Raw genomic sequence first — 15,194 nt, 5'->3', positions numbered from 1 at the left:
TGGAGCTAAGGCTAATCGTAGTTTTTTAGCGTTTACTGCGTTGAATTGGGCTTGATAAGAAGATGATTTAACATGACTTTCAACGCAAAGAGCGAACTCCCTTCTTTTGTTCAATTCAGGTTACTCACAAAATCACCATATTACGACTTTGCTGCTGTACAGCACTTCGATAGTCATTATTGTGAGAGTATATTTGATCAGTATGATTATAATAAAAACAAGCAATCACAATGATCTGAGCTAAGATTTAAATATGTATTAGGTAAGAAGCACTTTGATGAAGAAATTACTCCTGTTTTTTTACTTTGTAAGCTCAATATGCGTTGCTTCAAATGGTGAAAAAGTGCTGCGCATTTATCATGATGCTGATTACTCTAACCTCAGTGAGTCAGCACAAGCAATAAGGATGGGCTTTTTAACCGCGCTTGATTCCGTTGATTATCAAATTCAGGGTTATCGCATCAAGCTGGTCGAGAAAGATCATCGAGGAAATAGCAACAGAAGCCTTTTGCATTTTAAACAGTTTTTAAAAGATAAACAGGCATTGCTTATGCTGGGGGGAGTGCATTCTCCTCCTTATATTAAATTCAGAGACTTCATTAACCAAAACGAAGTACTATTACTGGTTCCCTGGGCTGCGGGAGGGCCTATTACACGCTATCCCAGTGAACAAAATTGGGTTTTCAGGTTGTCAGTCGATGACACAAAAGCAGGAAAAGTTCTGATTAACTATGCCAAGGATAACAATTGTACAGCCCCGCATTTGTTGCTAGAAGACACCGCTTGGGGTCGCTCCAATTACGATACGCTTCTGGAAGAGTTTAAAAGACGCAAGCCTAACAATGTGTTGCCTGTTTCATGGTTTAATTGGTCAACCAAAGAAAATGAAGCGCGTATCATCATCAGGAATATTATTGAAAGTGATCCGCAATGTGTAATTTTTGTAGGTAATGCGATAGAGGGGGGCGAGTTTGTTAAAGCGATGGCCAGTATCGATAAAGCATTAAGGTTGCCTATCGTAAGTCATTGGGGGATCACCGCGGGGAGCTTTTTTGATATCGCGGGAGAGTTGCTTGCCTCTGATGTATCTCTAGCGGTATTACAAAGCTGTTTTTCTTTTGAAAACAAACCTCTCACCACTTATGCTAAACAGGTATTTAATCGTGCAAGCGCTCTTTTTCCAAAAGCCTTTGCTCAAGATGGATATGTAAAAGCAACGCCTGGCTTTGCTCATGGCTATGATCTTGGCAAACTATTGATAGCAGCTGCTAAGCAAGTCACCCTAACGGATTCTATGGCTGATAACCGCAAGCAGCTGAAACGGGCATTTGAAAGTCTAGATATACCTATACAAGGTTTGGTTAAATCTTATCGACAACCATTTACTCGTTGGAGTGAACAAAATGATTCGGCACACGAAGCGCTGACGGAAAATGATCTTTGTATGGGCCAATATCAGAGCGATGGTAGTATCAAATTGCTCCTAAGCGATCTGGAGCTGCATTGAATAGTAGTAAATTTGCTTTAACGAGCAACCGAGCATTCTATGCTTTTTTGAGTCTGACTGTACTGGTGTCACTCTTGCTAAGTGCGTCATTCATGAGCTTACGGGCAAACGTAATAGTCGAAGACCTTGTTCGAGAGACTAATGAAACACAAGCTCACTTGGCGGTAAATAATCTTACGCAATATCTAGAGAGTCGAAAGCAGGTATTAACAGATCTGTCGTCAAATCCAATTATCGTTAACGGCGCAATGGGCACTGGATTATCCGGAGCTAAGCTACAAGACTTTTTACGTAATTTCCAAATTATTGGTAAAGAAGAAAAATTAATGGTGATTAATGTATTGGGAGAAGTTGTATACGCCAATTTTAATTATCATGAGGTGCTAGATCAACAACCTCAATGGCTCGAAAAAATCATCAACGCAGATATCGGAAGCGCAATTGATTTGACCGCCGTCCAAAATCAACACTACTTTACTATTGCTGTGCCCATCTACTACAACGGATTTGCTGAAGGGGCGCTGATTGGAGAGTTTTCAACAAGTCTTGAAACCTTGTTATCAGTGTCAATGGATAATGAGTTTCATAGCATTTCATTGCAAGGTCGTTGGGTTGACTTTTCTGATGTAAAAAATCTCGATGATTTTTTTAGTATTCGTACCCTGGCAATCGGAAGTACGGGGCTTCAGCTTGATTATAGGTTAAGCAAGCAACTTGTCACAAACGAAGTGAAAGGGTTTGTCTGGGATCTTATAGGCGCTATTGCGTTTGGCCTGCTTTTGGCATTCGCTTTGCTATTTATTTTTGGTAAGCAGTTGCTACTCAATCCATTTAAAAAACTCGAAGAATCAAAACAAACACTACAACGAAGTGAAGAAAGGTTTAAGCTCGCGATTATAGGAAGTGATGATGGACTTTGGGATTGGGACTTAGAACGTGAACTTGTATTTTACTCAGATAGATTTAAATCTTTGCTGGGGTTTTCGGTGGATACGCAAGGGTTATTCCGAGCACACATCTCAAGCTTATTTGACCGCGTACATCCAGAAGACCTAGTTAACCTTGAGAATTCGATTAAATATCACATGACAGAAGAGGAGCCTTTTGGCGTAGAGTGCCGCATCAAAACGAGACAAAATAACTATCGTTACTATTGGCTCAAAGGAGCCGCAGCGTTAAAAAATGGGCATGCAAAACGCATTGTTGGCTCTCTTTCTGACATTACCCAACAAAAGCTTCATCAAGAGGCACTAAAAAAAGCAAAAGAGCAGAATGATTTACTAGCTCAAGCAATTGAGTGTGCCAATGTCGGGATAACGATAGCAGATGCTAGTAAGTCTGAGTTACCCATCGTGTTTATAAATGAAGCATTTACACAAATCACGGGATATGGTGATGAGGTACTGGGGGAAAACTGTCGTTTTCTTCAAGGTAAAAATACGCAACAAGGTGCGATAGAAAAGATAAGACAAGCTATTCATAAACGTGAGTTTATAAAGGTAGATTTGATTAACTACACAAAATCGGGTCAGCAGTTTTGGAATAGTCTTCAGATTTCACCTGTATTCAATGACCAAAAGCAGTTAACTGCGTTTGTTGGTATCCAACAAAATATTTCCACAGCGGTTGCAGCAAAAAAAGAGTTGGAGCAAGCGAAGCTACAAGCTGAACAAGCAGCAAAAGCCAAAAGCGAATTCTTAGCGTCGATGAGCCACGAGATTAGGACGCCAATGAATGGTGTAATCGGCATGCTTAGCCTTTTGGAGGATGAAGCGTTAACTGATGCGCAATTACACAAAGTTGGCTTAGCTATGAGCAGTGCTGGGTCGTTATTAAATCTTATTAACGATATTTTAGATTTTTCTAAAATTGAAGCTGGGAAGCTAGACCTGGAGTGGCTAGATTTTGATGTTAGAGCACTGCTTGGAGAGTTAGTTGAGTCCGTAGCCTTACAAGCACAGAAGAAGGGACTAGAGTTAATTCTAGACACTACCACTCTAGAAAAGCCCTTGGTAAAAGGAGATCCAAGTCGATTAAGGCAAATTATCATCAATTTGTTAAGCAATGCCATTAAGTTTACTGAAAAAGGTGAAATTGTAATTCGTGCTTGGTTTTCAGAAATAGAATCACAACTTGTTTTTCACTGTGCAGTGGAGGATACCGGAATAGGGATCCCATCAGATAAAGTGGACAGACTTTTTACAAAGTTCTCTCAGGTGGACGCATCTACAACAAGGAAATATGGCGGAACAGGGCTTGGATTGGCTATTGTTAAACAATTATGCGAATTAATGGGTGGGGATATCGAAATTGATAGCACATACAAGCCTGGAAGCCGTTTTGTTTTTTTTGTGAGACTCACTCCCAGCGATAATACGCTCTTTGAGGCTCCTTTAGTTAATCTAGAAGGCGTTAAAATATTGCTAGTAGATGATAACTTGTCGACTCTAGAGGCACTTGAATCTCAACTAAAACATTGGGGCGCGAATGTTTACAAGGCAAGCTCTGGAATACAAGCATTATCACTATGCGAAGCTGAATATCAAAAAGATAGGCATGCTTTTGATATAGCGTTACTTGATATGACGCTAAGAGGAATGTCTGGTGAACAGTTAGGTGCAGCACTAAAGGCTGATAAGCGCTTCCAAGCCATAAAACTTATTATGATGACCCAAATGGGTGCGAAAGGTGATGGTCAGTTTTATGCTGGGCAGGGGTATTCTGGTTATTTTCCGAAACCCGCCACAACAAAAGATTTATTTGATGCGTTAACGATAGTCGCCGAAGATGGGGAAGCTTTGGCGAACGCGAGACCTCTGGTTACTAGTCATTATCTAAAACTTGTGAGGCAAGGACAAGAATTAAAGGTCGAGTGGCCAACGCCATGTCGGCTCCTCCTTGTTGAAGATAACAAAGTTAATCAAGTAGTTGCTTTGAGTATGTTAAAAAAACTCGGAATAGAGCATATCACAGTGGCAGAAAATGGCTTGTTAGCTATTGAACATTTGAAAAGTCACCAAAAGCAATGTCAATTTGAGTTAGTTTTAATGGATTGTCAAATGCCAGAAATGGATGGCTACAGAGCAACTGAGTTGATCCGTGAAGGAGAAGCGGGAGATATTTACAGGGACATTAAAGTGATAGCGATGACCGCGAACGCAATGTCGGGAGACCGAGAAAAGTGCCTAAACTCTGGAATGAATGACTACCTTAGTAAGCCAATCTCTGAGGAGTCACTCAGTGCAAAGCTGCAATATTGGCTGTATGGTAGCGCGAGTGTGGCCAATGATGATAGTGGGGGAGGAGCATAAAACAGAGGCACACTTTATACCAATTTGATTTAATACTTGCTCAATTTTAAGGAGTAACTCTGACGCTAACAGTGTTAAAAATTTCTTATTTAGAACAATTAAATAGCAAAATTTTGCCTTGCCTATATGGATGTAGGTACCTTAGCGAAAGCAGGACGCGGTAGCGGAGTTATCGACAAGGTTTTCTCGACTCAAAATAGACCACTTAATTAAGAAAATTGGTATTACAATCTTGGCAGTCTTACTGTTTCATGTTACTTTTACTGTATATATAAACAGTTTTTTTTGCCGCCTTTTGAGAAAAGAACTCCCCAACAAATACTACCTAAGTCATTTTAATGAGTTATTAGGTTATTTACAGTCAACTTGCCAATCTTTGTTGAGCGATAAACAGCACTCGCTATTACAACAATTACAGCGATTACCAGAAAATGAATTATGCTTGTTGGTTCGCTTTATGTCGCGCAAAACTCCTTTTATCGATATTCGTGAGTTGAACTATAAAGAAATAGCTGACATTGAGACTGTTTCGATCAATCTACGAAAGATGGGGTTGCTTCGACCTGGAGATATAGAAGAAATAAAAACGCTGCTGTCGTGCCAAACAAAATCGCAGTTGATACTGCTAGCCGAGGTAATGCAGCTTGAAGGGCAGCCAGCAAAATCTGCTAAGAAAGCAACTTGGATTGACCATTTGCTATGTGCTGCGGAACCTCAGAAGCTTATTCAGCAATCAAGTTTAGCAGCCTTCCTAACTCTTTCATTTTTGCATGATGTTGATTATTTTCTATTTTTATACTTTGGTAAGTTAGGTTATAGCTTGGGACATTTTTCGATGCGAGACCTAGGCGTAATGCAGACCCGCACGGATACTCAGGTGTATCATGCTCATTTTGAACATCGCAGTGAAGCCACGAGTGCTTTTTATTATGCAGCTGAGCGTCGTACATTGGAAGATAAGACACCAGAAGAGTTAATCCAACAAAGCCAAAGAATAGCTTCACACCAAGTACCAGAAGTGATTGGCTCATACGCAGAAGCTGAATTTTCTAAATATGTTTTGTTACTAGCTCAAAAGCTTGGAGTAGAAAGCCCTATTTATGCTGAGCTATTAGAGGTAAGTGGACACCCCAAAGCAGAAGAAGTTCTGATCCGGTTTTTGTATAAATCTGGTAATGAAGAACTTGCGCGACAGAGATTGGAAAAGGTCATTGAAGGTCAACATGATGAAACGTTGATGATATTTGCTGAGGACTTCTACGAGCGAAAGTTTAATAAAAAGCGCACTTCTATTTTAACCGACATGCTCAGAGCGAGCCCGCCACCGATTTCGATTGAAGAGGCATATAAAGGGCAAACTGAAGCAGGAGTTATCGCGCATTACAAACGTCAAGGGATAAATGCGTATCATGTGGAAAATAAGTTGTGGCTCTCTTTGTTTGGACTAACGTTTTGGCAGGAGTTATACCGTCACCCCAAGAGTATAATGGCGAATGAATTTTCAAAAACGCCCTCGATATTAAAAGAAAACCGTTTTTATGAAGTGCTTGAAGCCGAGATCGATGAGCGGCTTGCTAAGCTGAGCGACGCTCAAGTCTGGCGGATGTGGCTGCTCAAACAAATGAGTGAGCATTACGCAGAACCTAATCGTTTGTTTCACTGGCATGAAAAACTACTCGAACCAATTGAATTGTTATTAAAACATATACCGGTTAGTAGCTTAAAAAAAGTCCTGCAAATGATGTGTAAAAACTTTAATTCGATGCGCTCTGGCTTCCCTGATTTAATGGTGATCGATCAACAATCACGCATGCGGTTTGAGGAAATTAAGGCTCCGGGTGACAGTTTGAGTCGTAGCCAGCTGGTGAATATCTCCAAGTTATTAAACTGTGGCATACCAACAGCAATCAAAACAGTGAAATGGCAAATCACGCCAGATCAACCCTATGTGGTTGTCGATGTTGAGACGACTGGCGGAAATAAAGGTTTTGATCGAATTACAGAGATAGCATTAGTTAAAGTCATTAATGGCGAGATAGTTGAAAAATGGCAGTCACTTATCAATCCGATGAGACGTATTCCTCAAAGAATTACGGAGTTAACAGGTATTACACAGTCGATGGTAACTGAGGCTCCGAGGTTCGCTGAAGTGATTGAGAAGGTAGAGCAATTTTGTTTGGGTGCTATTTTTGTCGCGCATAATGTTAACTTTGATTATGGTTTTGTAAAACACGAGTTTTTGCGAGCGAATGTTGATTTCTACCGCGCTAAGCTTTGCACTGTAACACTTGCGAGGCAACTAATACCTGGTTTACATTCATACGCACTTGCCCCATTATCAAAGTCATTAGGTGTAAGCCTAAAAGACCACCATAGAGCGATGGCTGACGCTTTAGCGGCCGCAGAAATTTTTATACATATCAACCAGCTTAGGTTAGCACGATAATGTCGATAACTCGGCTGGTACACCATCAATTGGCATTATTTTGGGGAATAGCGGTATGGCTTGGGGCTTTATGTGTCAGTCAGCTTCCTTGGCATGTAATTTTCACGATAGCAATACTTGTGTTTAATAACCTTTGTATTTTCATTTTATTCTGGTGGGACAAGCGTTCTTCAACACTCGCACATTCTCGTGTAGCAGAGAAAAATCTACTGTTGGCAGGGTTACTAGGTTTGAATATCGCAACACCTATAGCCATGTTTGTTCTCAAACATAAAACGATTAAACCAAGCTTCAATTTTAAACTGCTAGCGGTACTGTTTTTTCAATCTTTGGTCTTCGGAGTGTTATTCGTTAATCTATTTATCTTGCGCTAAATAGCGGTTTTTAGCATTTTGTATTGAAAATTTTTAGTATATGGCTAATTATCAATACACTGAATAGGTGTTAAATAGAGAATAATAATGAGTAAACTTGAAATACTTTTGAGTCAGTATGGTAAGTACCATCGCAGTAGAAAGAATATATTAACCCATTTTTTTGGTATACCCTTAATTGTGCTTGCCATTGTCGGCCTCACTTTTGTACCGTTATGGCAAGTTTCAGGGATCACCATCACATTTTCTGCGCTTCTTGGCGTAATGCTGTGTCTATACTACCTTTTTCTATCCCCTTTATTTGCGCTAATGATGAGTATTGTTATTGCTGGATTTTACTACACCGTATTTATCGTCAATCCAATGCTTATCGAAGCTGAGATAGCAACAACATTGTTTTGGGCCGGTATGTTCTTTGTTGGATGGGTATTACAGTTTATTGGTCATTACTTTGAAGGAAAGAAGCCTGCATTTGTTGATGATCTGATTGGCTTAGCGATAGGGCCATTGTTTGTGTTGGTTGAATTTTTGTTTTTACTTGGTCTATTCAAAGAATTGGAAAATACCATTATTAACAATGCGGGAGAATACAAGTAAATGAACTTCTACTCTCTTCGCTACTATTACCGACAATAGTTGCGTTACACCATGAAACTAAAAGCTTTACCCTAACCACGTTAGCATTTTTTATTTGAAACAACCAAATATCCTAAGCTTTGGATTATTAGTGCCCTCCTAGTAGTCGGTTCAAGTGAAAACTGCCAAGCTATTGGCGTGTACATTCGCCCTGCCTACGGGCGTAGATATTTTAGCGAAAGCAGGGCGCGGTGGCAGCGAAGTTATCTACGAGATTTCGCCTACAAGTAGATTAGTCAAGCAAATTGACATTGAACTTAGTGGTTTAGCCTAAAGTCGGCTGAGTAAAATCCCTTTTCACTCAGCTAGCAGTATGGGTGAATATGTGGCTCCTAGTTGCAATGCTGAGAATAGAATTATTGCAACATTTATCAGGAAGAAAGTAGCTTATACCAATTTTCTTAATTAAGTGGTCTATTTTGAGGCGAGAAAATCTTATTGATAACCCCGCTACCGCGTCCTGCTATCACCAAGGTACCTACCTCCGTGTAGGCAAGGCAAAAATTTTGCTATTTCGTTGTTCTAAATAAGAAGTTTTTACCGCTGTTAGCGTCAGACTTACTCCTTCAAATTGAGCAAGTATTAAGTCAAATTGGTATTATATCGTCATCCGAGTTTCTAGCTTAGAGCCTTTTATTATGGTGATATCTTGGCAATTTAGCCTTACACGACCACAGCGTGTTTCTAATAAAAATGAGGCTTCAGGATAGTCATCACCGCCTGAATCAACAAACTGCTTTCGAGCACGATGCACCATGATATTCATATGATTGGTCTGAACGCCTAATGCTTTGGCTAAATCATCGCGATACATCCAGCCTTGAACATCCGATTCTAGACCTGCATCTTTGTCTTGAATTCGAGCTCTAGCGAGCAATAACAACAAGTAGTGATGACTTCTTACACCCAGATCTAAATGTTTGTGGTCTATGTTTAAGGATAACTGTGTATCCTCCTCATCTTGACTAACATTAAACTCAAGTGCCATGGGCTTAGCTGCTTTTTGGCACTCCAAATGTTTGGTCACTGCAATGGTCGTAGCGGAAAAAAACATCCACTGATCATTCATTAACGAAATAATACTACCATCGATAAGCGCCTGACGATCTGATGTGTTTAAATCTTCTAAGAACCAATAACTGAGTAATTTATCATAGTAAATGATATGTTTTGGCTCATCTTCACTTGGAAGAAGTAACTGATTAGTGACTTCTATCACTTTTTGGTTGTTAGACTGAGAGACTAAGTATTGGCATTCGGTTTGTAAATTTGCTGCCACAAAAGAGTTTTGACCTGGCGCTGCAAAGTCAATTTTGTCATTTTCAAAGAGTTGATAGGGTAAATTTTTATCAAGTTTTTTATCATTGATCCAAATACCGTTGGTGCTCACATCTCTGATAAACCATTTGTTCTCATTGAGTTCAATAATGGCATGGTGTCGTGAAACTCCAGGCTTGTCTATCAGAGTATCTACACTGTATTTATAGCGACCGATAGTGTGGTAGCTTTTAAGATAGACTCTTTCGAGTTTCTGTTCGTCGATTAAATAAGCCATAGTTAGTTCCGTATAACTTTGATGAAAATTTCATGCTTGTCGCATTTTACCATATTTAACTCAGCAGAGACTGCATTTGGGTTATAAGAGGTATAAGTGCCGAGCAGCATACAATCTTATTCCCTTCTACTCAATAATAAAGACCCACGAGGTGGGTCTCGTTGAGGGAAGATTTAACCAGTACTTTAATACTGGAGTGGCCCAACTTGGCATAACAGTTGTTTTAGTTTGATGCGAAACCCAATAGGTCAGGCCGTTTGTCTGTAGGGTGATAAATCCTAGTCAACACTAACAGTCTAAGAGGTTTATGGAAATTAAGCCATTACACAGCATTACACTTAAGTTACTGCCTTGTTGGGCATATCAGCTTGAATTAATTTCTGACATAAACCATAGTTAATGAAGAGACCAACATAAAAGCAGTTGCACAAATTTTGTAATGTTTGTAGAGCGATAGGTATCAATACCTCACCCAAACCTAATGAGATCTGACTTCGGTTTTAGCGTCGGCTCTTCCTTTTTTATTATCACGTTTTTGAATGATGACATACGTACTAATCGTAGCGTCTCCAGACATGCTAGGAGTATATCATGGGCCAATACAAAGCGCTGAAAACAATAAAATTACAAGGAGAGTTTCCACTCTGTGATCATTTTGATTCAGAGCCACTAAGTTTAGACAGCACTGCTCTAAAAGTAGTGACCGACTTTACTCGAAGGCAACCGCAAGTAATATCAAAAGATGTGGATATAGATCATGCGTTATACATGATGAAAAACGGCCACGTACGTTCAAAGTTGGTTGTTGATGATGACGATAACTTTCTTGGTGTGGTTAATTGCCGTGATCTTTCAGGGCGTAAAGTATTGAGCGTAGCACAAAGGAAGCAAATACCAAGAGAAGAAGTTTGCGTCGAGGATGTGATGACAACAAAGGATGATCTTCATGCTGTTTCTTATGATGTTGTGGCTAAAAGTACAATCGGTGACGTGCTAGAGACGCTACAACAGTTAGGTTTACAGCACGTGCTGTTGTCAGGAGCTGATGGGTTGAGAGGTATGATTTCTGCCAGCGACATCGCAAGAGCACTCCATATACCTGTTAGTATTTTACAAAAACCAACCTCATTTAAAGAAATTTTCGATGTGATCAGTGGACGTGAAGATTTTACTAATTAAGCAAAAATATAGATGATTAGTGAGGAAACTCATTAATCATCCAAAGGCTAGGTTTGCAGGCTTTTCGTTTTACAAAAGCGAGTTAGGTAATTAGGTACTGCAAAAAGCCCCAGCAAAAGCTTAATATGAGGGTCGGGAGTTGCTTTGTAAGAATTTTAGCGCCCCACAAATTGCGGCTACTTGACCGACTATGCAGCTTTCTGGCGTCGCATTTTTACCATCTGGGTACACTTCGGTTGTCGTGACGTAAGGTGCATTTGTCATCCCCATACATAACCCCAGTGCTGTCCCATCATAATTTATTACACCAAATTGCTCTATTGGTACACCAATCAACTGGTTGTTAATATCTGAAGGAGCTATTTGGGTGACTGCTTTGACCTCTTCGATGACACACTTTTGAAACTCTGCCGCTGGTTTTTGAGTGTGACCGACTAAATAAAAACCATCAGGAATGTTCCAGTTGTGATTTTCTTTGCCATCTCTTGCTGCTAGAGCTGGTCGAAATTCTGAGTTATCAGAGTCCGTCGTTTCATGTAAATCAATGTGGCATAAGATGTTATTTGATTTTTGCAGTACAAATTGAGTAGCTAATGCAGACTCTTGTGCTGGACTATTATCATAAAATGAACGATTGGGATCGATAGCGTCAGGATTCCAGCGGTTAATTGTTTCGTAACCCCAAGGACTAAGGCATGGTAGGATAATAAAGTTATATTGTTCCTCATACTTCTTAGCTTGAGTGCTAGCAAAGTCAAGCGCGCCATGTACTCCACTTGTCTCGTATCCGTGTACGCCACCGGTGACCAAAACTGTTGGGTTGTTTTCGTTCCAGTGCGAAGTAGTAAGGGCGTATAAAGTGTAATCTTGGGTTTGGTAATGTAATTGACCATACTCTGTTGTTTCAAAAGCATGTTTTAATTGCTCAATTTGAGAAACTACTTCATCATTATAGGAACGTTTTACGGACTGGCGTTCAAGCCATTGCTGTTTCTCTGTTTTGCCCCAAGGTACACCTGGTGTACCTATCGGATATTGTCTTTGCATGCTAACCTCTTTAAAGTTTGCATCATCATACGCAATAGCTTGTTTGTAACGCAACCCCAACTACCAGCGTTTGAAACTGTCTTAGATTAGAAGTAGCCAAGTACTTTTAAACTGCGCTGTTGCGCTTGGCTCGGTTTAAACGACCAAAGCCTTAGCGTCCTGTTAGCCATATGGAGCTTGGTATAACTAAACCAAAGTATGCGTTCAACCGAAATTTTTTCTACTTCTTCAGCGGGTATGTAGTATTTTTGACCAAATAGGGTTTGATAAGCTACTCCTTGATTACAAACAATCACTCTGCTTTGACCACTGAAAATAGCCCAAACCCCGACGATGATATAAAAGATGATGGCTGCTGATAGTGCCATTTGTGCAAAAGAAAACATGTAGATGCTGTCAGATATGAGCAACGCATCTAATGCAACTAAGCCGAGGGCAAAAACAGACAGGGAAATAAAAAATGAGAGGTTCATTCCTAGTTTTAACTCTTTCACAATTGTTCCTATTTACTTCTATTAATCAAAGAGCGTGCAAATTATTGCAACAAGATGAATCAATTGTGGAGGCTAGGAACTTTTCTATCTAATTCATTCTTTACTATGATAGGTGCGGTTCTTTTTGGTTAATTAGTATGGTTAACATTCCGAGGAGTTGTAATGTGGTTAATAGTCGCCACATCGTCTGTAATTTAACATGTGATATTTTTAATATGACAAATACTAAAAGTTAGCATATTGTTTAAGTCTATGTGGGTTACTTTTAGTCTTGAAATACCTATTTTGGTATTTTGCATTAAAAAGGTTAAGGAAAAATTATGAAATTTGAACAACTACTAAATCATTTTGACACTGGTATTTGTGTTGATCAAATGCAAAAAGAGGCGCTTATCGACATCGCAATATTGTTCATTGGAGTAGATGGGGTGATATGCGAAAGCGAGAAACATATTGTCAGAAAGTGGGCAAAAAGTTTGCAATGGAATTCCGCGATAGATTTGGATAGTTATATAGAGGACAGCTTATCAAAATCTGTCGTTGCGATAAAAAACAATGATATTGAGGCTTATGTGCAACATCGTATGAATAACATTGTGGATGAGCCGATGAGAAAATTAGCAAAAGATCTCGCTATACGCGTGATTGAAGCTGACGGTAACGTCAAGCAAGCTGAAAAAGAAGCATTAGCCATTCTTGAAGCTGAGCTATGATAGCTTATACGCCATCATTTAAGCAAAATAGAGTGAACCAAGGCACTTTTATGGTGGTTCACTCGATACTTGATACTCAAAGTAAGTCAAAAAGCTCCTCTCTGTGAGATTTTGAATAGAAATCTAGGTTTACTAGTTTATATGTGAATATTTAGACCTTACCTGATAACCCTTTAGGGTAAATTATTAAGTTTTTGAAAACTGTTGGATCAACCGAGTTTGTTGTTCAATTTGCGCAAGTAACTCCTTACTTAACTCAAAAGATCTGTCTCCATGTTCAGTACCTTTTTCAGCCAATGTGGTTACGCTCTCGACGTTAATACTGATTTGCTTAGCAACACAGCTTTGCTGTTCAATAGCTGCAGCTACACTGCGATTTAGATCCGCCAAGCGGATAACATAGCTCTGAATTGTGTCCAGACTAGAGCCATTGTTCATCGCTAGGTTGACACTTTGGCTCGACAGATTATTACTTTTTTGAACTGATTCGACTGCAGAATTTGAAATCTCGTTCAGTTCTTGTAGTAATTGAGTTATTTCTTCTGTGGAAGACTGGGTTCTTTGTGCCAAAGTGCGAACCTCATCGGCAACTACTGAAAACCCTTTACCGTGATCACCTGCTCGTGCAGCCTCAATAGCGGCGTTCAGCGCCAACAAGTTGGTTTGGTCAGCTATTGAATTGATGACACCGAGAATATTTTGTATTTTGTCGCTTCCCGATACTAAGCGGTTAACTGCATTATTTACTTCCATTAGGTGGGTATCAAGATAATGAATTGAATCTATTACATCTTTGACTGCTGATTTCCCCAGTCCTGCTTGCTGTTCAGACTTTGAGGCTGTATCGGCTGCATGATTTACATTTTCAGAGAGTTCATCAATCGTCTGTGAGAACTCACCCATGCACGTTACCATCTCTTTTGTTTCTGTAGTCTGTTGTTTTAGTAACTCAGATACAAATTGGCCACTTTTTGTAGTGAGGCGAGCATTCTCACTCACTTGTATTGATACATCATTTACGCGTCCGACTACGGCGGCAATCTTGGCCTTTTGCATTTCAAAGGCAAGCATAATATCTGCAACCCTATCTTTCGAACCACCATATATCGTCGACATAATATCATTATCAAAAATACACTTTGCTTGGGCAAGAACACGGACATATTTGGCCCTAAAATTAAGTGTAAGCAGAGTAACTATTAGTAATAAAAAAGCAGGAAATAGTGTAAACCAGTGACTATTAAATACGGGCGTTAGGGCAAGTGAAAGGATGGTTGCGACTAACAAGTATAAGATAATTAATGTACTGTCAAACCTGTAAATTTTGGATTTATTATCAAGAGTTTTATAGGCGCTCTGTGCTCGCGCTACCACCTCAGGACTTGGTGCTGTCCTCACAGACTGATATTCAACAATTTCTCCCTTAGTGTCTCTTATTGGTGTAACAAACGCGTTGACCCAATAATAATCACCATTTTTCGCTAAATTTTTAACTGGACCCATCCAAGAGTCACCACGTTGAATAGTAGACCACATATTCTTAAAAGCAGCTTTTGGCATATCTTTATTTCGAACTAAATTATGTGGCTGGCCTAACATTTCCCCAATGGTATATCCGGCAACTTCGCAAAAAGACTGATTTGCATAAGTAATACGACTATCCAAGTCTGTTGTTGAAAGTAAAATACTATGCTTATCCAACTTTATTTCCCTACCTACTATTTTTGGCATTATTGTTTATCTCGGTAGCTTAAGACTGGAGAAATATAAATCTAAGACTTTATAGTCAGAAGTATTTTTTACAAAAGTGGGATACTAAAGCGATGTTCTATGATTGAGATCATTATTTGGTAAGTCACCTACAGCCAAGCAACATTGCGTCTGACAAATCAATAGCGGTCACTATAAATCATGTTAAGAGTTAACTTCAGA

At 39.6% G+C, this 15,194-nt stretch carries 12 protein-coding genes; 8 read left to right on the top strand and 4 right to left on the bottom strand.

The window, feature by feature from the left end:
* Positions 1 to 277: 277 nt before the first annotated feature.
* From J8Z24_RS18480 to J8Z24_RS18455, 6 genes are all read left to right on the top strand, one after another.
* A complete protein-coding gene (locus tag J8Z24_RS18480) occupies positions 278 to 1,507 on the top strand; it encodes an ABC transporter substrate-binding protein (RefSeq protein ID WP_176032095.1) in 1,230 nt (409 codons plus the stop codon).
* Between the two features lie 92 nt (positions 1,508 to 1,599).
* Entirely contained in the window at positions 1,600 to 4,818 is a 3,219-nt protein-coding gene (locus tag J8Z24_RS18475; RefSeq protein WP_176032096.1) for a response regulator, read from the top strand.
* 232 nt (positions 4,819 to 5,050) lie between these two features.
* Entirely contained in the window at positions 5,051 to 7,264 is a 2,214-nt protein-coding gene (locus J8Z24_RS18470) for an exonuclease domain-containing protein (RefSeq protein ID WP_353507004.1), read from the top strand.
* Complete coding sequence (locus J8Z24_RS18465) at positions 7,264 to 7,638, top strand: DUF1294 domain-containing protein (RefSeq protein WP_125253022.1); 375 nt, start codon at positions 7,264 to 7,266, stop codon at positions 7,636 to 7,638. Before J8Z24_RS18470 ends, J8Z24_RS18465 begins: the two co-directional genes overlap by 1 nt.
* Positions 7,639 to 7,725: 87 nt before the next feature.
* Complete coding sequence (locus J8Z24_RS18460) at positions 7,726 to 8,235, top strand: Mpo1 family 2-hydroxy fatty acid dioxygenase (protein ID WP_252095964.1); 510 nt, start codon at positions 7,726 to 7,728, stop codon at positions 8,233 to 8,235.
* A 154-nt stretch (positions 8,236 to 8,389) separates the two neighbouring features.
* Entirely contained in the window at positions 8,390 to 8,548 is a 159-nt protein-coding gene (locus J8Z24_RS18455) for a hypothetical protein (protein ID WP_252095963.1), read from the top strand.
* Between the two features lie 324 nt (positions 8,549 to 8,872).
* Here J8Z24_RS18455 and J8Z24_RS18450 read toward each other — a convergent pair whose 3' ends face one another.
* The gene (locus J8Z24_RS18450; RefSeq protein WP_125253019.1) at positions 8,873 to 9,829 is read right to left on the bottom strand and encodes an FHA domain-containing protein; all 957 of its coding nucleotides are present in this window, start codon (positions 9,827 to 9,829) and stop codon (positions 8,873 to 8,875) included.
* A 591-nt stretch (positions 9,830 to 10,420) separates the two neighbouring features.
* On the opposite strand from J8Z24_RS18450, the gene J8Z24_RS18445 reads away from it, so the two are divergent.
* A complete protein-coding gene (locus J8Z24_RS18445) occupies positions 10,421 to 11,008 on the top strand; it encodes a CBS domain-containing protein (RefSeq protein ID WP_125253018.1) in 588 nt (195 codons plus the stop codon).
* Positions 11,009 to 11,128: 120 nt separating this feature from the next.
* On the opposite strand, the gene J8Z24_RS18440 is transcribed toward J8Z24_RS18445, so the two are convergent.
* Together J8Z24_RS18440 and J8Z24_RS18435 are read right to left on the bottom strand one after the other, a co-directional pair.
* The gene (locus tag J8Z24_RS18440; protein ID WP_176032100.1) at positions 11,129 to 12,055 is read right to left on the bottom strand and encodes a M14 family metallopeptidase; all 927 of its coding nucleotides are present in this window, start codon (positions 12,053 to 12,055) and stop codon (positions 11,129 to 11,131) included.
* An 86-nt stretch (positions 12,056 to 12,141) separates the two neighbouring features.
* Positions 12,142 to 12,549: a hypothetical protein gene (locus J8Z24_RS18435; RefSeq protein ID WP_147391406.1), complete on the bottom strand. Its 408-nt coding sequence runs from the start codon at positions 12,547 to 12,549 to the stop codon at positions 12,142 to 12,144.
* A gap of 320 nt (positions 12,550 to 12,869) precedes the next feature.
* Here J8Z24_RS18435 and J8Z24_RS18430 point away from each other — a divergent pair, with 320 nt between their 5' ends.
* A complete protein-coding gene (locus J8Z24_RS18430) occupies positions 12,870 to 13,262 on the top strand; it encodes a tellurite resistance TerB family protein (RefSeq protein ID WP_128730940.1) in 393 nt (130 codons plus the stop codon).
* Positions 13,263 to 13,448: 186 nt separating this feature from the next.
* Here the strand turns inward: J8Z24_RS18430 and J8Z24_RS18425 are convergent, their stop codons facing one another.
* Positions 13,449 to 14,963 carry a methyl-accepting chemotaxis protein gene (locus J8Z24_RS18425; protein WP_252095962.1) on the bottom strand — a complete coding sequence of 505 codons (1,515 nt, stop codon included), beginning with the start codon at positions 14,961 to 14,963 and terminating at the stop codon, positions 13,449 to 13,451.
* Positions 14,964 to 15,194: the final 231 nt, after the last annotated feature.

This window comes from Pseudoalteromonas sp. SCSIO 43201, assembly GCF_023716725.1.
GTDB lineage: Bacteria > Pseudomonadota > Gammaproteobacteria > Enterobacterales > Alteromonadaceae > Pseudoalteromonas > Pseudoalteromonas peptidolytica.
The sequence above is the reverse complement of the archived record's forward strand: the minus strand, read 5'-3'. Positions and strand labels throughout refer to the sequence as shown.

What these genes read in the sequence shown, in the direction of transcription:
- J8Z24_RS18480 (WP_176032095.1), top strand. Translation starts at nt 278, where the DNA reads ATGAAGAAATTACTCCTGTTTTTTTACTTTGTAAGCTCAATATGCGTT.
- J8Z24_RS18475 (WP_176032096.1), top strand. Translation starts at nt 1,600, where the DNA reads ATGAGCTTACGGGCAAACGTAATAGTCGAAGACCTTGTTCGAGAGACT.
- J8Z24_RS18465 (WP_125253022.1), top strand. Translation starts at nt 7,264, where the DNA reads ATGTCGATAACTCGGCTGGTACACCATCAATTGGCATTATTTTGGGGA.
- J8Z24_RS18460 (WP_252095964.1), top strand. Translation starts at nt 7,726, where the DNA reads ATGAGTAAACTTGAAATACTTTTGAGTCAGTATGGTAAGTACCATCGC.
- J8Z24_RS18450 (WP_125253019.1), bottom strand. Translation starts at nt 9,829, where the DNA reads ATGGCTTATTTAATCGACGAACAGAAACTCGAAAGAGTCTATCTTAAA.
- J8Z24_RS18445 (WP_125253018.1), top strand. Translation starts at nt 10,421, where the DNA reads ATGGGCCAATACAAAGCGCTGAAAACAATAAAATTACAAGGAGAGTTT.
- J8Z24_RS18440 (WP_176032100.1), bottom strand. Translation starts at nt 12,055, where the DNA reads ATGCAAAGACAATATCCGATAGGTACACCAGGTGTACCTTGGGGCAAA.
- J8Z24_RS18430 (WP_128730940.1), top strand. Translation starts at nt 12,870, where the DNA reads ATGAAATTTGAACAACTACTAAATCATTTTGACACTGGTATTTGTGTT.